Source organism: Amycolatopsis halotolerans (assembly GCF_042647905.1).
Classification (GTDB): domain Bacteria; phylum Actinomycetota; class Actinomycetes; order Mycobacteriales; family Pseudonocardiaceae; genus Amycolatopsis; species Amycolatopsis halotolerans.
The window spans coordinates 20,459-39,822 of the sequence record NZ_JBHRWI010000015.1 but is presented as its reverse complement, the minus strand read 5'-3'; the positions used below and the strand labels follow the sequence as shown (position 1 = coordinate 39,822).

General features: G+C 68.7%; 26 protein-coding genes. 11 read left to right on the top strand and 15 right to left on the bottom strand.

Translation table 11 applies throughout. From position 1 onward, the window contains the following. The first annotated feature begins 12 nt into the window (after positions 1 to 12). The gene (locus ACFORO_RS10550; protein WP_377868661.1) at positions 13 to 360 is read left to right on the top strand and encodes a hypothetical protein; all 348 of its coding nucleotides are present in this window, start codon (positions 13 to 15) and stop codon (positions 358 to 360) included. A 123-nt stretch (positions 361 to 483) separates the two neighbouring features. Further along, entirely contained in the window at positions 484 to 735 is a 252-nt protein-coding gene (locus tag ACFORO_RS10545) for a hypothetical protein (protein ID WP_354734963.1), read from the top strand. A 222-nt stretch (positions 736 to 957) separates the two neighbouring features. On the opposite strand, the gene ACFORO_RS10540 is transcribed toward ACFORO_RS10545, so the two are convergent. Further along, complete coding sequence (locus ACFORO_RS10540) at positions 958 to 1,482, bottom strand: DUF6292 family protein (RefSeq protein ID WP_377868662.1); 525 nt, start codon at positions 1,480 to 1,482, stop codon at positions 958 to 960. Positions 1,483 to 1,738: 256 nt separating this feature from the next. On the opposite strand from ACFORO_RS10540, the gene ACFORO_RS10535 reads away from it, so the two are divergent. The 3 genes from ACFORO_RS10535 to ACFORO_RS10525 are packed head-to-tail and all read left to right on the top strand — an operon-like array spanning position 1,739 to position 4,815. After that, positions 1,739 to 1,867: a hypothetical protein gene (locus tag ACFORO_RS10535; RefSeq protein ID WP_377868663.1), complete on the top strand. Its 129-nt coding sequence runs from the start codon at positions 1,739 to 1,741 to the stop codon at positions 1,865 to 1,867. A gap of 11 nt (positions 1,868 to 1,878) precedes the next feature. Further along, positions 1,879 to 2,874 carry a zinc-binding alcohol dehydrogenase family protein gene (locus tag ACFORO_RS10530; RefSeq protein WP_377868705.1) on the top strand — a complete coding sequence of 332 codons (996 nt, stop codon included), beginning with the start codon at positions 1,879 to 1,881 and terminating at the stop codon, positions 2,872 to 2,874. A 54-nt stretch (positions 2,875 to 2,928) separates the two neighbouring features. Then, positions 2,929 to 4,815, top strand: a complete 1,887-nt coding sequence (locus ACFORO_RS10525; RefSeq protein WP_377868664.1) for an HAD-IC family P-type ATPase — start codon at positions 2,929 to 2,931, stop codon at positions 4,813 to 4,815. Positions 4,816 to 5,220: 405 nt separating this feature from the next. Here the strand turns inward: ACFORO_RS10525 and ACFORO_RS10520 are convergent, their stop codons facing one another. Then, on the bottom strand, positions 5,221 to 6,357 hold the full coding sequence (locus ACFORO_RS10520) for a serine hydrolase domain-containing protein (RefSeq protein ID WP_377868665.1): 1,137 nt from the start codon (positions 6,355 to 6,357) through the stop codon (positions 5,221 to 5,223). Between the two features lie 580 nt (positions 6,358 to 6,937). Then, positions 6,938 to 7,135: a hypothetical protein gene (locus ACFORO_RS10515; protein ID WP_377868666.1), complete on the bottom strand. Its 198-nt coding sequence runs from the start codon at positions 7,133 to 7,135 to the stop codon at positions 6,938 to 6,940. A gap of 206 nt (positions 7,136 to 7,341) precedes the next feature. On the opposite strand from ACFORO_RS10515, the gene ACFORO_RS10510 reads away from it, so the two are divergent. From ACFORO_RS10510 to ACFORO_RS10485, 6 genes are all read left to right on the top strand, one after another. After that, complete coding sequence (locus ACFORO_RS10510) at positions 7,342 to 7,713, top strand: hypothetical protein (RefSeq protein WP_377868667.1); 372 nt, start codon at positions 7,342 to 7,344, stop codon at positions 7,711 to 7,713. Continuing rightward, positions 7,700 to 8,074: a hypothetical protein gene (locus ACFORO_RS10505; protein WP_377868668.1), complete on the top strand. Its 375-nt coding sequence runs from the start codon at positions 7,700 to 7,702 to the stop codon at positions 8,072 to 8,074. Before ACFORO_RS10510 ends, ACFORO_RS10505 begins: the two co-directional genes overlap by 14 nt. A gap of 217 nt (positions 8,075 to 8,291) precedes the next feature. Continuing rightward, positions 8,292 to 8,633 (top strand): hypothetical protein, encoded by a 342-nt coding sequence (locus ACFORO_RS10500; RefSeq protein WP_377868669.1) that lies wholly within the window; start codon positions 8,292 to 8,294, stop codon positions 8,631 to 8,633. A 100-nt stretch (positions 8,634 to 8,733) separates the two neighbouring features. After that, positions 8,734 to 9,714, top strand: a complete 981-nt coding sequence (locus ACFORO_RS10495; protein ID WP_377868670.1) for a helix-turn-helix domain-containing protein — start codon at positions 8,734 to 8,736, stop codon at positions 9,712 to 9,714. A gap of 8 nt (positions 9,715 to 9,722) precedes the next feature. Continuing rightward, entirely contained in the window at positions 9,723 to 10,034 is a 312-nt protein-coding gene (locus tag ACFORO_RS10490; protein ID WP_377868671.1) for a hypothetical protein, read from the top strand. Then, on the top strand, positions 10,034 to 10,234 hold the full coding sequence (locus ACFORO_RS10485; RefSeq protein ID WP_377868672.1) for a hypothetical protein: 201 nt from the start codon (positions 10,034 to 10,036) through the stop codon (positions 10,232 to 10,234). Before ACFORO_RS10490 ends, ACFORO_RS10485 begins: the two co-directional genes overlap by 1 nt. A 508-nt stretch (positions 10,235 to 10,742) precedes the next feature. Here the strand turns inward: ACFORO_RS10485 and ACFORO_RS10480 are convergent. From ACFORO_RS10480 to ACFORO_RS10425, 12 genes are all read right to left on the bottom strand, one after another. Further along, the gene (locus ACFORO_RS10480) at positions 10,743 to 13,625 is read right to left on the bottom strand and encodes a phage tail tape measure protein (RefSeq protein WP_377868673.1); all 2,883 of its coding nucleotides are present in this window, start codon (positions 13,623 to 13,625) and stop codon (positions 10,743 to 10,745) included. A 2-nt stretch (positions 13,626 to 13,627) separates the two neighbouring features. Continuing rightward, complete coding sequence (locus ACFORO_RS10475) at positions 13,628 to 13,954, bottom strand: hypothetical protein (protein ID WP_377868674.1); 327 nt, start codon at positions 13,952 to 13,954, stop codon at positions 13,628 to 13,630. Between the two features lies 1 nt (position 13,955). Next, positions 13,956 to 14,237: a hypothetical protein gene (locus ACFORO_RS10470; protein ID WP_377868675.1), complete on the bottom strand. Its 282-nt coding sequence runs from the start codon at positions 14,235 to 14,237 to the stop codon at positions 13,956 to 13,958. 164 nt (positions 14,238 to 14,401) lie between these two features. Further along, positions 14,402 to 14,983: a hypothetical protein gene (locus ACFORO_RS10465; protein ID WP_377868676.1), complete on the bottom strand. Its 582-nt coding sequence runs from the start codon at positions 14,981 to 14,983 to the stop codon at positions 14,402 to 14,404. A 12-nt stretch (positions 14,984 to 14,995) separates the two neighbouring features. After that, positions 14,996 to 15,379, bottom strand: coding sequence for a helix-turn-helix domain-containing protein (locus tag ACFORO_RS10460; RefSeq protein ID WP_377868677.1), 384 nt, complete (start codon positions 15,377 to 15,379; stop codon positions 14,996 to 14,998). Between the two features lie 2 nt (positions 15,380 to 15,381). Further along, entirely contained in the window at positions 15,382 to 15,678 is a 297-nt protein-coding gene (locus ACFORO_RS10455; protein WP_377868678.1) for a hypothetical protein, read from the bottom strand. A 47-nt stretch (positions 15,679 to 15,725) separates the two neighbouring features. Then, positions 15,726 to 15,962, bottom strand: a complete 237-nt coding sequence (locus ACFORO_RS10450) for a hypothetical protein (protein ID WP_377868679.1) — start codon at positions 15,960 to 15,962, stop codon at positions 15,726 to 15,728. Next, a complete protein-coding gene (locus ACFORO_RS10445; protein ID WP_377868680.1) occupies positions 15,959 to 16,750 on the bottom strand; it encodes a hypothetical protein in 792 nt (263 codons plus the stop codon). The genes ACFORO_RS10450 and ACFORO_RS10445 overlap by 4 nt, the downstream gene beginning before the upstream one ends. Continuing rightward, on the bottom strand, positions 16,750 to 17,130 hold the full coding sequence (locus tag ACFORO_RS10440; protein WP_377868681.1) for a hypothetical protein: 381 nt from the start codon (positions 17,128 to 17,130) through the stop codon (positions 16,750 to 16,752). Before ACFORO_RS10440 ends, ACFORO_RS10445 begins: the two co-directional genes overlap by 1 nt. Positions 17,131 to 17,577: 447 nt before the next feature. Continuing rightward, positions 17,578 to 18,696, bottom strand: coding sequence for an AAA family ATPase (locus tag ACFORO_RS10435; protein WP_377868682.1), 1,119 nt, complete (start codon positions 18,694 to 18,696; stop codon positions 17,578 to 17,580). Further along, positions 18,693 to 18,827, bottom strand: coding sequence for a hypothetical protein (locus ACFORO_RS10430; protein ID WP_377868683.1), 135 nt, complete (start codon positions 18,825 to 18,827; stop codon positions 18,693 to 18,695). The genes ACFORO_RS10435 and ACFORO_RS10430 overlap by 4 nt, the downstream gene beginning before the upstream one ends. Before the next feature lie 209 nt (positions 18,828 to 19,036). Next, positions 19,037 to 19,270, bottom strand: coding sequence for a helix-turn-helix transcriptional regulator (locus ACFORO_RS10425; protein ID WP_377868684.1), 234 nt, complete (start codon positions 19,268 to 19,270; stop codon positions 19,037 to 19,039). Positions 19,271 to 19,364 lie beyond the last annotated feature (94 nt).

Here is a 19,364-nt window from a genome sequence, read left to right as displayed (position 1 = left end):
TGCGGCGGCTAGGTGACCATCGTGGCCCTGGGAAGCACTCCGACAGCGCAACGAGAATCGATGATGAAGGCGGCGCGCCTCGTTCTTCCGGGATCGCTACGCCGCCGCGCCGACGGGGCGTACATCAACTACCCGGACGTCGATCTCGCGGCTCTGGCCTCGTTCAGCGCCTCATTCGCCACGGTCAAGCGCCGCGCCGCCCGCACGACCAAGCGGCGCCCATTGCCACTGGATCGGCCCAGTATGTTGCGCGGTGGTCCCCACACGGTGTTCCCGGGCAAGATCAACCCACGGAAGCAAAAAGCCGCCCGACTTGGATTTTCACCCAAGCCAAGCGGCTTGTTCGTCCGGCCGGGCTGACCGGATTCGAACCTGCGACCCCTTGAACCCCAGGACGGTGGCTTATCACCTGCGGCTGCTGGGCCGCGCCGTGACAGTCCGGGACGCGGAAGCCGAACCCGGCGGGATGCCGATTTCGACGTATTGAACACCTGGTACTACAGCGATGCCGAAGCGAGCGTGCGGCCGAGGCTGGAAGCTGCCCGGCGGACGTCGACCTTCGACGAGGTGACCGGCGGGCTCGATCAGGAGACCGCGGTGTACGAGGCGCGTCGCTGCCTGTCCTGCGGCAGCTGTTTCCACTGCGACAACTGCTTCGGCGTCTGCCCGGACAACGCGGTGCTTCTGCAAGGGATGCGGGATGTGCGCGCAGGAATGTCCTTGCGGAGCCATTGAAATGGTGCCCGAAGAGACGTGATCACAGACAGGCGGAGGGGGCAGACGATGCACACCGGAAAATGGCGGGTGGACGTTTCCTGAGCGAGGACGAGAACCGCACGCACGCCATCGCGCGGCTGCACACCGCGGCGGTCGAAATCACCGCCGACTCGCCGGGCTGCACCGGCTGAGCATCGAAGGACCGTGCGGCTCTCGACTCCGCTGCCGTCTCTGCGGGAATCAGATTCCCTCACGGACGTTCGCGGTGCCGGACGGCACCTGTTGACCAGGGACACGACGCTGACCGTCGTGTGCGGAAGGGGGTCGCAGGCCGAGCAAAGTGTGCGGGGCCCGGTAGCCGAGAAGAAGGCCGACGAGTTCGGCCCGGCTGCGGCTCAGGTCCGGCGGCGCGGGCGACGGTGTGCGCCGGGTGCGGGCGCGGACCGCGCGGACGAACTCCCGGACCCGGGAAGGCGGCGGCACCAGTTCGCCGCCAAGGTAGGCCACCACGAGCAAGTCTTCGCCGGAATGGGTTTCGATGGTGAACGACCAGCCGTGGCGTTCGTCCCACGCCAGCGCCGTGTCGCGTCCGGGATGGACAGAGAGCTGTCCGTCGAGCGCGAGGTATGCCGACATCGGCGGGTCGAGGTCGATCGTGCAGGATTCCGAGCCGACGCCGGCGGCGGCGCTCACTGCGTCGAGATAGGCGCTCATCGCGCAGAGCAGGCGGTATTCGGAGTCGGTGGTCAGGGGCTGTGCGGTCATCGATGCTCGTTTCTGCTGCCGCGTGGGCGAGTGGATTTTCGGGTGTCAGCCGGCTTGGCCGTGGGCGTTCGCCCGGCTCTGGAAGGAGTTCTCGCCGGATTCCTGCCCCGCCGGTTCGCGGCGGTCAGGTCATCGGCGGCTCTCGGCTGCCCGCTTCAGGCTGCGCTCCGGACTCATCCCGGGCTAGGGCCGAAGGTCCTCGGCCCCGGCTGTTGTGGACGGTCCGGCACCCAACCGCCGAGTCCCCCTTGTCGTCGTGGCGGTCTCGCGGGTCCGTGCCGGGCGAGAAGAGCAGAACGTCCCCGCCGGGCGGGACCTGCGGACGTCGTTCGGCGCCCGCCGGGACGACATCCTGGACGGGCACTCCGGGCGAGAGGAGCCGTGATGACGGCGGAAATGCGGGCCTGGCGGGTGCGCGCGCCCGGCCCGATGGCGAGCGGGCCGCTGGTGCGGGAACGGATGCCGGTCCCGGAGCCGCGAGAGGGCGAACTGCTGGTGCGGGTGCGCGTGTGCGGCGTGTGCCGCACGGACCTGCACGTGGCGGAGGGCGATCTTCCGGTGCACCGGGCGGGCGTGGTGCCGGGGCACGAGGTCGTCGGCGAGGTGGTCTCCCCGCGGGCGGGCGGATTCGAGACGGGGGACCGGGTCGGGATCGCCTGGTTGCGCGGCACCTGCGGGATATGCCGCTATTGCCGGTCCGGCAAGGAGAACTTGTGCCCGGATTCGAGGTACACCGGTTGGGACGCCGACGGCGGCTACGCGGAGTACGCCGTCGTCTCGGCGGAGTACGCGCATCAGCTGCCCGCCGGGTACTCCGACGAAGAGCTGGCCCCCCTGCTGTGCGCGGGAGTGATCGGTTACCGGGCGCTGCGGCGGGCACAGGTCCCGGACGGCGGACGGCTCGGCATTTACGGTTTCGGTGGCAGCGCGCATCTCGCCGCGCAAGTCGCGCTCGCGCGCAGGGCGACGGTGCACGTGCTGACCCGCAGTCCTGAAGCGCGGAAGCTGGCGCTCGAACTCGGTGCCGCTTCGGCGGGAGACGCGGCCGAAGCGCCGCCGGAACCGCTGGACTCGGCGATCCTCTTCGCCCCGGCCGGAGAATTGGTGCCAGTCGCTCTCGCGGCGCTGGACCGCGGCGGCACGCTCTCGATCGCGGGCATCCATCTCTCGGACGTCCCCGTGCTGAACTACCAGCGGCATCTCTTCCAGGAGCGGCAAGTGCGCAGCGTCACCGCGAACACGCGGGCGGACGCGCGGGAGTTCCTCGAGTTCGCGGGAGCGCACCGGCTGCACGTCCGGACGACGTCTTACCCGCTGTCGGCGGCGGCGGAGGCGCTGACGGACCTGGCCGCGGACCGCGTCACCGGAGCCGCGGTCTTGCGCGCGGACTGACACAGTCCACTGTGGACCGAACCGGAAGACCTGCGGCGCCGATCGGGAGGCGTTATGACACGTCAGGGGAAGCGGCTGCCGGGCGAATCGCTCTTGCTCGCCGCGGTGGCTGCGCTGTTGCTCGCCGGGGGAATTCTCTGGTTGTCGCGAACGCCCGGCTCCGACGGCTGCTGGGCGGCGGCGACCGCGCTCGCGCTGGCTCCCGCGGCCTGGTGGGTGGCGGCGGATCTGCGCCGCCGGCGCTGGGGCGCGGATTCGCTGGCGGTGCTGGCTCTCGCCTCGACCCTCGCGGTGGGCGAGTTCTTCGCGGGCGCGGTGGTCGCGGTCATGGTCGCGACTGGGCAAGTGCTCGAATCGCGGGCACTGCGCCGTGCCGCGCGGGACCTGACCGCGCTGCTGGAACGGGTGCCGCAAACGGCGCACGTGCGGGCGGGAGACGACCTTCGCGACATCCCGGCGGGCGAGGTCGCCGCCGGGAACGCGGTGGTCGTCCTGCCCGGCGAGGTCGTGCCGGTGGACGGCAGGCTCGCCGCGGGCGGGACGTTCGACGAATCGGCGCTCACCGGCGAACCGCTTCCGGTCGCCCGCCGCGCCGGGGACGCGGTCCGCAGCGGAGTGGTGAACGCCGGGGCCGCGGCGGAGATCACGGCGGCGGCGAGCGCGGACGAGAGCACTTACGCCGGGGTGGTGCGGCTGGCCGAGCCGGCGGCGGCGCAGAGCGCGCCGGCCGCCCGGCTGGCGGACCGGGCAGCCGTGTGGTTCTTGCCCACTGCGCTGCTGATGGCCGCCGCGGCGTGGTTGCTGAGCGGCGAAGTGGCGCGGGCGGTGGCGGTGCTGGTGACGGCGACTCCGTGTCCGTTGCTGCTGGCGGTGCCGATCGCGGTGACCGCTGGGATGTCGCGCACGGCGAAGGCCGGGGTAGTGGTCAAAGACGGTGCCGCGCTGGAGTCGCTCGGCCGGGCACGAGTGCTGCTGATGGACAAGACCGGCACGATCACCGCCGGGCGGCCCGAGGTGACCGACGTCGTGTGCGCTCCGGGGCGCACCGTCGAGGAGGTGCTCCGGCTGGCCGCCAGTGTCGAGTACTACTCGCCGCACGTCCTGGCCGCGGCCGTGGTCCGCGCGGCGGAGTCGGCCGGAATCACCCGCGCTCCCGCTGCCGACGTCGGCGAGGAGCGCGGTTCCGGGGTGTCCGGGCACGTCGAGGGACACCTGGTCCGGGTGGGCAGGCTGGCGGCTGGCCGGGAGATCCCGGCGTGGGCGCGCAGTGCGGCTCGCCGGGGACGGCTCGACTTGGCGACCGTGCTGTGGGTCGACCAGGACGGCGAGCCGGTGGCGGCGCTGCTCGCGAAGGACCGGGTCCGCCCCGACGCGGCCCGCACGACGCGCCGGCTGCGGGCGGCCGGGATCGCCAAGATCGGGCTGCTCACCGGCGAAATTGCAACCAGCCGACTTCTGACCGCGCGCACCGCCGGTACGACGGATGCGCTGTCGAACCGCTGCCCACGACGGGCAGCCGTGATCGCTGGAACGCTGGCACACCGACGGCTCTCGCAAAGAACCGTCGCTGCGGTCCGCGAACTCCTTGGCACCGAAGCGAAACGTGCAGCAGCCCTGAGACGTCGCGTTCGAGGCGAGATCGCGACATCCGGTCCGGATTCACGACCGGCTGGCCGCGTGCGCGGCGTGACTCTCCGGGATCGCCGCAACCCAGGGCGGGGGCGAGCAGGCTTGCCAGCATGCCGGTCGCGCATGAACTGTCCGGCACGGAATGTCCGGCTCAATACGACAACTGCAAGGGAAGGATCTGTTCAGTGCGGAAAAGCCGCGTGCACGCCCGCGACATCGCTCCCACGCCGACACCCCCGACAAGCACTACTTGATCTCCGTATGGCTGGCACCGGAAAAACCGCCGACTGTCCCCCGGGAGGGGAGCAGTGACCACTCGCCACGCATGCTGAACCAGGGAGGCACCGCAGCGGGTCACAACCAGCGCCTGTTTTTCGTGACAGGTACAAGCTGCGCCCGTTGTCCGGCGGCTCGTTGCACCACCTGTGCCTATGCCGTCAAGATCGCGGGCCCGTCCAGTTCAGCTCATTCTTCTGCTTGTGGTTCGAGGAGTTTGGTCGCCCGAGCGGTTTTCACCTGGTGGTGTGCGGGCCAACGGCTGTGCGGTGGCCGGATCGCGGATTCCATTGGCCGCTGGGTGCTTCGGCAGCGTGGGGTGTCGGCGGCCTTGGCGCGATGGCGGCCCGGACCTGATCCAGGCTGCGGCGGTCGGCCGTTGTGCGTCCGGCCGCAGGCGCGGGATCACCATGGGCTCGCCGTTGGGTCCTGTGTGGATTGTCAGTTCAGGAATGCTGTCATGAGCAGGCGAATGGTCACCGGGGGAGGGGAACCGGAACGGTCTTGGTTGCTTGTGGCCACCACGACGGACCGGGAGAAATCCCGGGTGGCGAAGACGGCGCCGGTGTAGCCGAGGTTGCTGCCGCTCTTGCCCCATATCGTGGGGCCGCCGGGCAGGTCCGCGCGCATCAGACCAGCTGAAAAGCAGGCCCTGCCAGGACGCTCCACCATAATGCAGTTGCGTTTGTCGCGGTAGGGAACGTCCGGGGTGGCGAACAGTTCGGCCTGTTGCGCGGGGGCGAGCAGTTGGCCGCGGAACACTGCGGCGAAGAAGCGCTGGACGTCGCTGGGGGTGGAGGTGATGAAGTTCGGTTCTCCGCGTTGGGCGCTCACGTCGACCAGGTCGCCGCGGCTGTCGCGCGCGTAGCCCACCAGATGCGGCCGCGGCATCCGCGGATCGCGCTCAGGCAGGAAGGTGTGGTCCAGACGCAGCGGACGCAGTATCCGGGATCGGACTTCTCGGGCGAAGGAATATCCTGAGACTCGCTCGATGAGGGCTCCGATGACGCGGTAGTTGAGCGTGTTGTACTCCTGCTGGGTGCCTGGCGGGAACACCTCGCCCGGCCACGGCCGGTTCTGCGGGCGCAGGGTGTCGTCGGCGATGCGGGCGAAATCCCGGTAGGCGAAGCGTTCGCGGATGATTTCGTCCGGCGTGGCGGGCGGTGATCCCGCGTCGATGTCCGGCAGTCCGCTGGTCATGGTCAGCAGTTGGCGAATGGTGACGGGATCGAACCCGGAGCTGCCGTCGGCGGATCGGGGAGGCAGTGCGCCCGGCAGGTAGTCCTGCACGGGACGGTCCAGGTCGATGCGGTGTTCGCCGGTCACTTGGAGGGCCACCACGGCTGTGAAGGTCTTGTCGACGCTGCCGGTCCGGTAGGCGGAATCCGGCTGGATCGGCCTGCCGCTGTGCCGGTCGCCGTCACTGCCCCACCAGTCCAATCCCGGTCCGGCCACATGGGCGATCACCCCGGCCTGCGGTTCGTCCGGCCGGAGCCTGATCGCCTCGGCTAACGCCTTCTCTCCCGGCTCGGCGGCCTGGGCCTCCGCGATACCTGTCGTGCCGGTCAATGCGGCCATGACCAATACCATCGCCGCAGTCCATTTCCGCATACTGGCCCCCGTTCACTCGGCTGCTGCCGATCTTCTTGGGCGACAGGGCTGGCCGCATCGGGGAGAACCCGGAACTCGCCCCGGGTTCTCGGCGACGCTGTCGTGGTGCGGCTCCTGGGTGACGGCGAGTTCGTAGTTGTAGCGGGTGGCGGGGGGTTTGTTGTCGGTGCGGAGGCTGCGGTCCCACTCCCCGACGTAGGAGCGCCACACGTCGTTAGCAGGGCGCGGCAGACCCTGTTTGGTCAAATTGATCGGCATGGGGAGAGCCCTCCAGCCAAGGTGTCACCGAGCGCTGTGCTAGACCGGAAAGATACCGGCGACCACATGAAAAAACGGGCTCCCGCTGCTCTGAGCGGCGGAAACCCGTTGTCCGGTCGGGCTGACAGGATTTGAACCTGCGACCCCTTGACCCCCAGAGGAGTGCGAACCGTCCAACGGTTCCGCGCGGTCCGTTTACCTCTGCGGGAGTCCGGCAACTGTCCAGGTCAGGGCCTCTGTTCTGCCTAGTCCGTACGCGTCCGTGATACGCGTGTGAGACGCGATGTGATCACGCAGGCCGCTCCGGCAACTCGGCTCCGTTCTCGCGCACGTACCAGGCGGCGAGGTCGTTGAGCACCTTGGACCGGTCGGAACCGGCGTCCTTCGCCTTCTCGCCGAGGGTCTTCCAGCGCTTGTCGGGAATCCGCACGCTGTGGGTCGGGTCCTGTCCGGTCGCCGGGCGACCGGGCCCTCGCTTCTCTGCCATGGCTGCGAGCATAGCGATATTTCCGTAACACACAAACCCCTTGTCTCGCTGCCAATAGCGAGCTAGTTTGTGTGTTACGGAAATTAGCGGCCCCCGGCGGTGCGTCACCACCAACCGAGGGCCTTGATCCACTGAATAGGAGTGGACCCGCCATGAAGGATGCACGAAGGTTCCTCCGGCCGCCCACCTGGCTCCGCCGGGCCGCGGTGCGGCGCACCGCCACCGCTCAATTCCTGGACGACCTCGGCCTGCGCGACCTGGCCGCGGACACGCGGCGGAACGACCTGCGGATGCGCGTGAGGCGCGCGCGTTTTCGCATCCGCCATCACCTGACGCCGCCGTCCACGGATTTCCTCGAGACCTTCGAGCAGTTGATGCGCACCTACTCGCCCAATGAGGTCGAGGCTGCCCGTCGCCGCGAGCAGGCCCGGCCGTGGTGGCAGCGACTGAGCCGCTATAACCGCGCGATGGCCGCCGCGATGGACAAGCACCTCGCCGCGCAGGAGGCGGAGATTGATCGCCTCGTCAGCATGATCCGCGAAGGGTTTCCCGTCGGAGGCGACGATGACGCCGCGTGAGCCGGTGAGCGTGCTCGTCGAACGGTGGGAGACGGCGCGGATGCGCACACTGCTGGCGAGGCGCGCGCAGCAGGGGATCGCGGACCCGGCGGACTACTGGGCGGAGTTGCGGCTGGGCGTCGAGATCGCGGAGGCGGTGCTGTCCGGCCGGTGGTGCGTGCTGGCGAATCTCCTGAGGTTCGGCACGGTGAAGTCTTGGGCCGAGGTCGGCGGGGCGCTGGGCATGTCCGAGACGGACGCGCGCGACGGGTTCGCGCGGTGGCTGTCCGGTCAGGTCGACCTCTTTAGCCAGTCCGGAATCGGGGTGTCTCCGCGCGAGCGGGACGAGCTGGCGATGCTGGCGGAGGCCGTGCCGCTGTGAGCTGTGCACGCGTAACGCGATCCTTGATCAACCCGACCGTGAGGACGTTACGTCGTCACGGGAGGTCGCGTTGTCCAAGCTGCAACCGCATCCACGGTGGGTGGTCGGAGGGGTCGTTGCGCTGGCTTTCGCTGTCGCCAGCTGCTCCGGAAGCGACGACCCGCCGACCGGTACTCAGGCGACCCCCGCCGTGCCCGCACCGGCCGGAACAGCGCCGGTGCCGACGGGCGCCGCGGCGATCCTGCAAGCCGCCGGACCGCTGCACGCGCACATCGAGAACACGAACCAGCTGATTTGCGATCCGGACACTGCGACCGTCACGCAAGCCGGGCACGGGTTCCACGTCCACGTCGACTACCCGGGGCCGGCTGGGCTCACGGTGACGGCGCTCAGCGTCGACCAGCAGTCCGCGGACCAGAGGTACACGCTCGGCGCGCAGGAGGTCGGCCACGATTTCCCGATCACCGCGTTCCCGCTCAGCAAGGTTCAGACGGTGTCGGTGAGCGTGACCTCGGCGGCGGGCGGGGGCACCTGTGACGTCCTAGACCACACTCAGTAGCCGAGCCGGTACGCTGGCTGTGCACCTCTTCGCGGAGGACGGCCCCGGGTAGCTCCCGGGGCCACGCGGGGAGGGCCTACTCCGCGAATGAGGCACGCCAATGGAGGCTTTCGGCACGGCATTGTTGCGGCTCCGCGAGGAACGCGGGCTGTCGCAGCGTGCGCTCGCGCGCAAGGTACCGATCTCCCAGCCGACCTTGTCCAAGTACGAGGCCGGGTTGCAGCGCCCGGACGAACGGATCGCGGCCCGGCTGGACGAACTGCTCGACGCTGACGGCGTCCTGCTCGAATTGTGGCCGACGATCGGTACGGGGCCGCTCAACGCGGAGGACGAGGAACGGCTGAACGAGACCGGCAAACGTCCTCGGCTGGTCGGCACCACCGCTCTTGATTCGCTGGCCAGCGTGCTCGCATCGGTGCGTCGGCTCGAAGACGAGACCTGTGCCAACCACGTGATCCCGATGATCGACGCGCAGCGGGATCTCGCGCGCCAGTTCACAGCCGAGGCCCGTTCCGCTGTCCGCCCGGCCGCGGAAGGATTGCTGTCCGAACTGGAGCAATACCGAGGCTGGCTGGCGATCCCCGGTCGCCAGTGGACACAGGCGCAGAAGCATCTCGACCGGGCCGCGGTGCTGGCGATGCAGGCCGATGATCCGCTGCGTCTGTCGACCGCGTTGAGTTTTTCGGCGTACGCGGCTATGCGGCGCCGGGATCTGAACACGGCGGACGCGCTGTCGGAGGCAGCTCGACGGGATACCCGCGTTCACATCGGGCTGCGAACCTACGAGACCTATCAGCGTGCCGAGGTACTGGCCCGCAACGACGCTCGCGCCGACGCGGTTCGACTGCTGACCGAGGCTGACGACATGGTCGATCACCTGCCACCGACGGAGGAGTTGCCGCCGTCGGGGTACTGGTATGTGCCGTCGTTCTTCCTCGGACAGCGTGCGTTCGTGCTGCGCGCGCTCGGCGACAAGTCGGGGGCCCGGCAGGCCGCGCGTGATTCGTTGGCGGAGATGCCAGCGGAGTGGGTCACGTCGGAGTGGGCAGAGCGTCGTCGGGAGCTCGCCGACGCCAGTTGATGCGCATCATGATGCGCATCAAGCATCATCTTCAGGCTGCGTGGTTCCTGCCCGACGATCGAAGCATGCACGGACGGGGATGGCGGAAAGAGCGGTGGTTGGAAACGTCGGACACGTCGGGTCGTCCGGTCAGGATCACGACCGGTCTCACGGTTGATGCGCGCGGCGAGGACGTTGTCGGGTTGGCGATCACGGCTCTCGGTCCTGTCTCTGTGGTCGGCCCCACGGCGGTTTTGACGCTCGACAGCGGCAGCGACGTCGTCGGGGATCTTCTGCGCGCCTCTCTCGCCGACTTGTTCAAGCAGCAAGGAGGTGCGTGATGAACACGGCCGGGGTCACGGCGGCGACACCGGATCCGTCGATCCAGCATCTGCAGGCGGACGAGTGGCGGATCAAGCAGATGAGCGACAAGGAAAAACTGATCTCCACCTGCATGTTTTGCAAGACCCTGTACCGGAATCCGGGCGTCGCGAACAAGTGCGAGCACTGGCACTACCCGATACCGACGCTCAAACTCTGATCTTCCGGTCGACGCTGGCCTTTCCCCTCTTTGCCGGGGCCGACGTCGAACCGGGGGCGCTCACCCCGAATGAGCGTAGGCCGGTGGTTCCTCTTTTGCGGGTAGGGACCACCGGCCACCGGAAAACTCCTGATGCCGCGACGGTTTCCCCGACACCGTGACGGCACCGGGTGCGTCCCACTGGACGGGGCGCGCACGGCGGCGGCCTTCCGCGCCATCTCCGAGGGCCGCCGCCATCCAGCTCCCGGTCGCGCCCGTTCGGGCAATTGCGGCGCGGCGACCGGTGAGCCCGACTGTTGCGACGAGAGACCCTCGGGCGCGCGGTCGGGAACACCCCGTGAATGGATACACGGGGAAGGGCCGGTGACTGCTTCACCAGGGGGCTGTCACCGGCCCGCCAAGCTCCCGGTCGGCCTCAGGGACGTTACGGCCGGGAGGGGGTGGGACCGGCAGGTACCTCAACCAGCTACAGCTGGCCTGAAGTGCTCGACGACTGCCGGTCCCGCCTTCACCTCCGGTAGTTCTGGTAGGTGACGGGACGGCGTTGCCCGGCGCGGAGCATCGCGGATTGGACAGCGTCGCCGATCTGCCGATCGGTGATCACGCTGCCGCTGACGTAGACGTTCACGATGTTGTTGCCGCCGCCGGTGAAGCTGCCGCCGCTGGCGCGGATCCCGCCGGAGGATACGAGTTGCCCGCCGAGTTTCGGGTTGATCGGCGCGCGCCCGGCCTGCATGTCGTTCGACACCACGTATTCGCCGCCGTGCACGACTGCGAGCATCGGCTGCCCGGGCGCACCCGGGACGAAGCCGCCGTCGTCGAACCCGAGGAAATGACCGATGCCGGAGACCGCGGACCCGATGCCGTGCGCGATGCCGCCGACGGCGTTCATCACGCCCTTAATCGCGCCGCCGATCGCGTCGAAAATCGGTTTGATGAAGTTCCAGACGTCCTGAATGATCGACTTCACCCAGTTGAAGGCATCCGAGAACGCCTGCCCGACGCCGTGAACCGCGTTGCCGATGAAGTCGGCGACCGGCTTGATCGCGTTCGACCACAGCCAATTCCACGCGCCGGCGATGGCATCGCCGACGGGTTTGATGGCGTTGTCGTACAGCCAATGCCAGGCCTTGGACAGGGGTTGAATGACGTTGTTGTCGAGCCAGTGCCAGGCGGCCTCGGCGGCGTGCTTGATCCAGTCCCAGATCTGCGACCAATGCGTCCACAGGAAGATCGCGGCCGCGACGACCGCGGCCAGCAGCAACGCGATACCGCCCGTGGCGGCGATCATGGCGATGTTCGCGGCCACCCACGCGGCGACCGTCGCGGCGGCTGAGGCGACGTTCGTCGCGACCACGACCGCGGCCTGAGCGATCCACCCGGCCAGCCACACGGCGAGTTTCACGGCGCTCTGAGCGACCATCGACCCGGTCTGTGCGATCCAGGCACCGGCGGCAATAGCCGCTTGCGCGGTGGCTTTCGCGGCCACCGTCGCGTATTGCGCGGTGGTCGAGACGCCCCACCACACGGCTTTAGCGACCGCCACGGTGAATCCTGCGGCGGTTTTCACCGTGCCCGCAACGGCTTTCGCCGTGAACCCGACCACCGCCGCCGCGAGAGTCCCGCCGATCACGCCAGCCGCGATCTTGGCCACGACGCTGTGCTGCGACAACCATCCCGCCCACGAGGAGAACAGGTTGATGGCCGGTTTCACCATCGGCAGCAGCACGTTCCCGACGTTGATCGCCAACGCGCCGAGCGCGGCCTTCGTCTCGTCGAGCCGTTGGTTGAAGGTGGCCTGCACGTCATGCCAGCCCTTGACGTTTCCGCCCGCTTCCTGCGCGGCCCCGGCGATCTTCTTGACGTTGGCGTTGACACCGGCGGCGTTCTCGCCGGTCGTCATCAGCGCAGTGTTCAACCCGTCGGAGGTGCCGGTGAGCTTTTGCAGCGCCTGCACCAGGTTCTGTGCCTGAGGGCTGCCGTTCTTCATGGCGTTCGTGAAGCCCTGTGCCTGGTTGTGCATCGTGAGGAACGCGGCGGCCATCTGCCCGGCGTCGCCCGGCATCGCCTTGGCCTGCTTCGTGAACGCCGCGACCCCGATCTGCCCGGCATTGAACTGCTTCGCGAGATCTGCCAACGGGGCGGGCATCTTCGCGATGGCCTCGTTCATATTCGCCGCGGCGTCCTTGGAGCTGTTGAACGCGTCGAGCAGCACCTTCCCGGACGGCCCCATCTTCTGCAAGATCGACTGTTCGAGCAGTTGCAGGGTGCCGGAGATTCCGCGCTGTCCGATGTGGTCGGACAGGTCCGATGCGGAGATGCCGAGCTGCGCGAACTCCTGCCGCTGCGTGCTTGTGGGAGCGATCAGGGACCGCATGGTGTGCGCCAAGTTTTGGCTCGCCTGATCCGCGGACATGCCGTGCGCGGTCATCTCCGCCAGCGTGCCGGTGACGTCCGCGAGGGAGATGTGCAGCGACGCCGCCAGCGGGGTCACGTTGTGCAGCGACCCGGAGAACTCCTCCATGGTGGTCTTGCCCTGCCCGACCGCGGTCACCAGCTGGCTGGTGACGTTCGCGGACTGGTCCGCCGACAGGTGATAGTCGTTGAGCGCGGTCGACACCGCGTCGGCCACAGTGGACAGCTGCGCGTTCTCTTCCTTCGCACCCTGCGCCGCGGCTTTGAGCACCTTCAACGCGTCCGCACCGTGATAGCCGGCCGACTCGACGGTGTACATGCCTGCCGACAGCTTCTCGGCGGAGACGCCCACCTGTCCGGCCATGTCCAGCATCCCTTGCCGGACCTGGTCGATCGCCTGTTCCGACTCACCCGCGGACGTGACGAGCCGGTTCGTCGAAGACTCGTACTTTGCGGCCATGTCGACCGCTACCGCGCCGACCGCGCCGACGGCGAGAGCGGCCATCCCGAAGTTCTTCGTCTGGGCCGAACTGGACTTCGCCGCCGCCTCGTCGGCCTTCGCATAGGCCGCGCCGATCCCAGCTACAGAGGCATCGGCCTTCCCCGCCGCCAGCTCCATCTTCGCCGACAGCGCCGCTGTGTCGGCGGCCATCTTGTCCATCGCGAGCTTGTTCTCGGTTGCCGCGGTCTCGGCGGCGATGCCGATCTGCTCGAGCTTCCCCGCGACCACAGTGGAGGACTCGTCGATCCTCGTCGAGGCACCGACGACCTGTTCCGCCGCGGTGTCCGCCGCCGTGCCGACCGTCGCGACCGCAGTAGTCAGCCGGTCTGTTTCCGCGGTCACCGCCATGGTGGCCTCGGCGATCTTCGCCGACATTTCCTCGCCGGCCGTCGACACCTCGGTGAATCCTGCGAGCGCAGTGTCCACCTTGGTCGACAGGACGACCATCAGATCGGCGACGACGGACTCGGCCATGATCAGTCCTTAGCGGTCATGCCCGGTGCGGCGAGGACAGACGCGAACGCGGCGGCCAGGCGATCACCCTCGTACGGCACGACGAGAGCGGACACGGCGAACCGGTCGACGTGCACCAACGCCGGGACCAGCTCGGCCGCTGCCCCGGTGGCAAGCATCTGCAGTTCCTCGGCGCTGAGGCTGTCGTGGTAGGCGTGGACCGCGTCCACGATCGCGAGTTGCCCGGACACGGTCAGGTGCCGCGCCCCGCCCTCGGCTCCGTCGCCGGAGATCCGGACGGCCAGCGGATCGACGTGGATCTCGAACCCAGCCGTGAGCGCCGATGTCACGTCACCGCTCCTGTTCGGTCGGAGCGCCGAGACCGCTGCCCCAGAACGCGCGAGACGCGGCGAGCGGGTCAGTCGCGGCGGTCCGGTCGTTCATGACCTTTTCGCCAGCGGCCCGGAAATCGTCGTCCGGCAGCGCCGCCAGCGCCTCGCCTACCGCTTTGAGTGTCGGCTGGAGCGCTTCGGCGATGACGGCAGGGAGGTCGGCAGTAGTGGCGTGCTCCGTGGCCAACTTGGCACGACCGGTGTAGGTCTCGGTGAACGCGGTGATCGATTGGTGCTTCACGTTGGCTCCCAACGGATTCGAGGGATGGATGGCCGCAGCGGGCAGGTGCGCCTCGCCGGAGTGAGCCCGGCGTCTTGGGCGTCCTGTCGATTCCCCTCCCAGCGGGCCGCCGTGACGACCCTGTGTGTGCCGGAGCGGTGACGTTGACCCGCGCGGCCGGAGGTCTACAGGGCGTGCCAGCCTTCGCGACGGTGCCGCGCGACCAGATCGCGCAACAGGCCGTTTCGCTCAAGCGCGACGATCATGGGGCCGGTCGAGTACCGCGAACCCGTAGCCTGCAACGGCGAACCGTCCAGATCGGCGGCCAGAGCAGCCACGCGGCCTCGCACGCCATGCAATTCACGCTCCAGCGCCTCGGTCTGCTCGATCCGGTCGACGAGCACGTCGAGCGTCGGCCGAACATCGGCGAAGGTACGTGCCGCCTCGTCCTGAAGTTCGTCGAGCCGCTTCCGATGCCGGGCCAGCTCCTCCGCCTGCGCCTCGCGAGACCGCTCGGCAGACACAGCGCGGTGCGCCTCTTCCCACGCCTTGAGCGCGCCCTGCGCAGTGCTTAATTCTCCGCGGAGCCTGACGGTTTCCTCGTCGGCGGCCGTCGCCCCCGCGAGGTCGACAGCCTTCCGGGCATCCGACGCCGTGCGCTCCGACTCGGCGATCGCGAGCCCAAGGCGCTCGACCTCGCCGCGCGCTTCCTGTACCTGGCGGTCGAGAGCGACCGCACGTTCTGCGGTGCTGGCGGGCTCCGTCATGCCGATCTCCGGTCATTTCCTGAGGGCTTCGACCGCCTTTCGGTCGATAAGCCAGGTTTTCCCGGCCTTCCGGCCAGGGAGAGCACCGGACGCCACACGCTGCCGCACGCTTTCAGAACTGCAACTCAGCATCTCGGCCGATTCGGCGGTGGTGATCTCTCCCTTAAAGGATCGATCGGTTTGGTGTACCGCAACAACTTCCGGCTTGGGATACCCCACAGTGGACAGTGATGCCCGGTCTCGCGCGACTGCCCTGCACACGACCGCCGTGGCGGTCAGTTCAGGCGTCAAACGCACTCCGCACTCCGCCAGCTGTCTCAATGCTGCCGCCAGCTGCGCCGCCCACGCACCCGGCAACACCACATCGCCCGACGGCGTCGGCAACGGCTCAACCATCGTCACCACCCCGGATTCTCGCCCGGCACGTCAAACACGACCTCACCGCGGCGCGCACGCTCCCGCGCACCCGGCGGCAACGCCGGACACGACGGCTCATGCGTCCGAACCACCTGGAACGCCACACAATCGCCCGGCAGCAACCGCACCGCCCGCGCGCCATCGCACGCCCCGCACGGATCCACAAGCGACACCTCAAGCAACAGGTGCGACAGGTCGATCAACCGTTCAGCCGACCACCGCGCGCCAGCTCCGGCGTGCCGCTCGACGACGTGCCCGGCCAGCTCGGCCACCGGCACGCGATCCCCGCACTGACTGCAGGTACACAGCGCATCGTCGCCCGCAGTCACGACCCACCCCCGAGCAGACGACGAAGCTCACCGTCGAGACCCGAACGATCCGTAGCCGCGCCCAGATTGTCGGTGTACCGCAAGTACTTCGCCGGCCCCTCACGCACGAAATACTTGACCTCGCAACCGATCACGTCGCGCCAGTAGCCCTCGATCGCCTCATCGATCATGACGTGGACCCGCTCCTGAAGCCGAGCACGCGCCTCCCGCTCCAAATCGTCTGCCGCGCTCACGCCCAGTTCTCCCAACCCGGCACCGAACCATCCGCGTTCAACGGCCGATACGGCTCAATCTGGCGACGCGGCCGCGACGGCGGCAACTCCCGCGGCTGCTCAATCACCACCGGCTGCGCAGGCTGATTGCACTTCGGACACGGCTTCTCAACCTCGACATCCCGGTACTCCACGCGCTCAACGACCTTGTACAGGTCCGGGCGCTCCGGCAGTCGAGGCTTAGGCTCGCCGTTGAGCTCGGCTTGCATCACCGCGGCCATGATCTTGCGAGCCTGCTGGTAGTGCTCGTGCTGCAGCCCCAGCCAGTCCAGCACCGCGAACGCCATCGCCGCCAACATCTCAGCCTGCCGCTCGCCGATCTTGCCGTGCACCTCGACGAGGCGCTCGTCAATGCGCAGCTTCGCGATGGCGGTGAGGATCGCGGCCATACGGTCGGTCGCCTTCTCCAGCAACTGCACCTCGTGCCGCACCTGCTCGCCCATGACGCCCTCGTACCCGAGCGCCGTCAGCTGCGAGACACGACCGGCGAGCAGTTCTTTCCACCGCTTCGCCTCGCCGGCCAGCTGCAGCAGCTCGCCGAGCGGGTCTTCCACTGCCTCGGCCGGGCCGAGCAACGCGGTCAGCTTCCCCAGCTCGACGCGCGCCTGCGCCTCGGTCTGCCGCTCGACGGCCTTGCGCTTCGCTTGAGGCGCAGAACCTCCGTGTGTCGCACACACTGCCTGGCCGACCATGGCGAGCCGTCCGCACGGCTTGCCGCTGCGCTTCGATGTTGCGGTACAGAGCGGCATCAGCGCTCACCTCCTGCGGGACGGGCGCCGGCGAGCAGCGCGACGAGATCGGCCAACGTGCACGTGACGTACTGGCTGGCGGGGTCGGTGGTGCCGCGTCGCTTGTGGACGACCAGGCCGACGAGGGCGTCGTCGTTGCCGCGCTCAACCTCCGCCTCGGCGAGCCAGCCAGCCAGGTTGAGCCGGGCGACGTCCTTGCACTCCAGCACCACCCGGCCACCGCCGGGCGCACGGACACCGGCGATGTCGCCGCGGTCCTTCGCGCCGGTGCGGGCACGGCGCTCGACCCGGTCGTCGGCGAGGACATCCGCCAGGTAGCGGGCGACGCTCGACTCGAACCGGGTGCCAGCGGCACGGGCCGAGGAACGGGAGCGGGTCATCGCCGACCACCCGCCCAGCTCACTGGCCGCGCACTTGACGACCCAGAAAGTGCCGACGCTCTGACCTGGGCATAGACGAGGGATCTCACGTGCTTCTCACGATCACCTCTCGTCGGCGACCAACACGCCCGCCAGAGACGCGAAGATCGGCTACGCGACATTTCCAAGAGGTACCCCCGGCGCGCAGCGACTTCATGGGGTAGCCGGGCGAGGCGATGTCTCTGGGGTCGGTTGGGGTTCCACGGGGTGGTTTCCCAGGGTGTCCCACCCCCTATAGGGGTGTGGGACTTTGGGACTTTCCCGAGTGCTTGGTGGGACTCGGTGGGACTGTGGGAATCCTGCTGGTGGGAGGGGGTTTTGTTTGGTGGGACTGGTTGGGACTGATGACGGTCTGAACTGTCCTTTGTGGACGAGTCCCACGAGGTCGGTGGGAATTTCGAGGGGTGGTCATTCATGGGGGAGCGGCTCCTGTGTTTCGTCGGCCGCGGGGACGTAGCGGGTGCCGCGGCCTTCCTTGTGCTGGACGACGAGGCCCTTGGCGACGAGGGCCCCGATGGCGCGGTAGTAGGTCGTCCTGGCTTGGCCTGAGGCGTCGCGGAGCTCGGTTTTGGTGGCCCCGGCGGTGCCGAAGGTGTCGCGGAGGCAGGCGAGGAGGTCGCGTTCGGACTCGGTGGGCGCGTCGGCGACGCCGTAGGGGTCGTGGGAGAGGACGGCGCTGCCGCCGAACGCGGTGAGGGTGAGCTGCAGGGGCGGCTGCTCGGGGGAGTCCTTCTGCTTGGTGTTGGTGATCTCGACGACCGCGCCGTCTTTCGAGCAGCGCAGGATGGTCGTCGCGGCACCTTCCAGCGCGGTCGAGCCGCGGAGGTTCTCGGCGCCGCGCGCCTCGTGGTGGACGACGAGGATGCACGCGCCGGACGCGCGCCGAAGGTGCTCGAGCGAGTCGACGAACCGGCCCATGTCCTTGGACGAGTTCTCTTCGCCGCCGACGGTCACCCGGGCCTGTGTGTCGATGATGACGAGATCGGGGCGCAGTTCGGCGGCGAGCGCGGTGAACGCGGCCGTGTCGAGCGCGTTGAGCAGCTGGACGGGGATGGGGAGGAAGAGCACGTTGTCGACGCGTCGGCCGTTGGCGGCGGCCCACGAGTCGACTCGCAGGGACAGCCCGGACGCGCCCTCGGCGATCAGGTAGAGGACGCTCCCGCGTGTGACGTCGTGGCCGTGCCACGCCAGGCCGGTGCCGACACAGCACGCGAAGTCGACGGCGCTGAACGACTTCGCGTGACCGGGTTTCCCGCCCAGCCACGCGAGCGAGTCACGGAACAGATAGCCCTCGACGATCGGCACCGGCGGCGGGATCTCCCGCAGGCGGTCGGGAGTCAGAAGCCGGCCGCGGAGTTCGATGGTGCGCCGCTCGATAGCGGATGTTGTGTCGTCGGGCGGATAGCCGTCGTCGGGTGGCTCCGGCGGCGGCTCGTATTCGGTCGGGCTTGGCGGGGACTGGTCGAACTGTCCGCTGAGGACGGTCGCGCCGACGGCGGACAGTTCGGGCCGGACGGGAAGGCTCATGCGGCAACCCGCCCTCCGCGCGCGTCGGTGATCTCGCGCTGCAGGAATTCCTCGACGTGTTCGGTGAGCAGCCCGAGGTCTCGGAGGTGGTGCCACGTGCGCCGCGCGGCGCGGAGGTTCTGCTCGGACACTCCGACGGGTTCGACGTCGGCCCACGGGTCGACCCTGCCGTCTGCGAGGGGCGGGAGTCGCTGGGACGCGGCGCGTCGGCGACGCAACTGTTCCGCACTGTCAGTGGCGTCAAGTATCGTGTCGGGTGCGGCAGTGGCGTGGTGGCTACTCGGCTGTTGACGGGCATCTGTGGGCGTGCACCCCGGATGCCCGTTCTGCTGTCCGGGGTTCACGCAGCCGCACCACCCGGTCCGGTGCCCTGCTGTCCCAGGACCTCACGAACCGAGGACGTCACGACGCGGTATCTCGTGCCTAGCTTGATCACTCTTGCCGGGAATTCTCCGCGCTTGGCCAGTTCGTAGCCGTAGGACCGGCTGATACCGAAGGCCACGCAGGCGTCCGGCAGGTCCATCGTCGGCGTATCGATCTTCTCCAGGCTGAAGGCAGTGGCGGATTCGGGCATGGGCGGCAGCTCCATTCGGCACTTCGCTGAAATCTTCTCAGCGATTCGCTGTATGCCGTAGTTGTACGCCGTCCACTTGCGCCTAGGCAATCCG

Excerpts from the sequence above, each read along its gene's own strand:
- ACFORO_RS10540 (WP_377868662.1), bottom strand. The coding sequence starts at position 1,482 with ATGACCGCACAGCCCCTGACCACCGACTCCGAATACCGCCTGCTCTGC.
- ACFORO_RS10530 (WP_377868705.1), top strand. The coding sequence starts at position 1,879 with ATGCGGGCCTGGCGGGTGCGCGCGCCCGGCCCGATGGCGAGCGGGCCG.
- ACFORO_RS10525 (WP_377868664.1), top strand. The coding sequence starts at position 2,929 with ATGACACGTCAGGGGAAGCGGCTGCCGGGCGAATCGCTCTTGCTCGCC.
- ACFORO_RS10520 (WP_377868665.1), bottom strand. The coding sequence starts at position 6,357 with ATGGCCGCATTGACCGGCACGACAGGTATCGCGGAGGCCCAGGCCGCC.
- ACFORO_RS10515 (WP_377868666.1), bottom strand. The coding sequence starts at position 7,135 with ATGGCAGAGAAGCGAGGGCCCGGTCGCCCGGCGACCGGACAGGACCCG.
- ACFORO_RS10505 (WP_377868668.1), top strand. The coding sequence starts at position 7,700 with ATGACGCCGCGTGAGCCGGTGAGCGTGCTCGTCGAACGGTGGGAGACG.
- ACFORO_RS10495 (WP_377868670.1), top strand. The coding sequence starts at position 8,734 with ATGGAGGCTTTCGGCACGGCATTGTTGCGGCTCCGCGAGGAACGCGGG.
- ACFORO_RS10490 (WP_377868671.1), top strand. The coding sequence starts at position 9,723 with ATGATGCGCATCAAGCATCATCTTCAGGCTGCGTGGTTCCTGCCCGAC.
- ACFORO_RS10485 (WP_377868672.1), top strand. The coding sequence starts at position 10,034 with ATGAACACGGCCGGGGTCACGGCGGCGACACCGGATCCGTCGATCCAG.
- ACFORO_RS10480 (WP_377868673.1), bottom strand. The coding sequence starts at position 13,625 with ATGGCCGAGTCCGTCGTCGCCGATCTGATGGTCGTCCTGTCGACCAAG.
- ACFORO_RS10465 (WP_377868676.1), bottom strand. The coding sequence starts at position 14,983 with ATGACGGAGCCCGCCAGCACCGCAGAACGTGCGGTCGCTCTCGACCGC.
- ACFORO_RS10460 (WP_377868677.1), bottom strand. The coding sequence starts at position 15,379 with ATGGTTGAGCCGTTGCCGACGCCGTCGGGCGATGTGGTGTTGCCGGGT.
- ACFORO_RS10445 (WP_377868680.1), bottom strand. The coding sequence starts at position 16,750 with ATGCCGCTCTGTACCGCAACATCGAAGCGCAGCGGCAAGCCGTGCGGA.
- ACFORO_RS10440 (WP_377868681.1), bottom strand. The coding sequence starts at position 17,130 with ATGACCCGCTCCCGTTCCTCGGCCCGTGCCGCTGGCACCCGGTTCGAG.
- ACFORO_RS10435 (WP_377868682.1), bottom strand. The coding sequence starts at position 18,696 with ATGAGCCTTCCCGTCCGGCCCGAACTGTCCGCCGTCGGCGCGACCGTC.
- ACFORO_RS10425 (WP_377868684.1), bottom strand. The coding sequence starts at position 19,270 with ATGCCCGAATCCGCCACTGCCTTCAGCCTGGAGAAGATCGATACGCCG.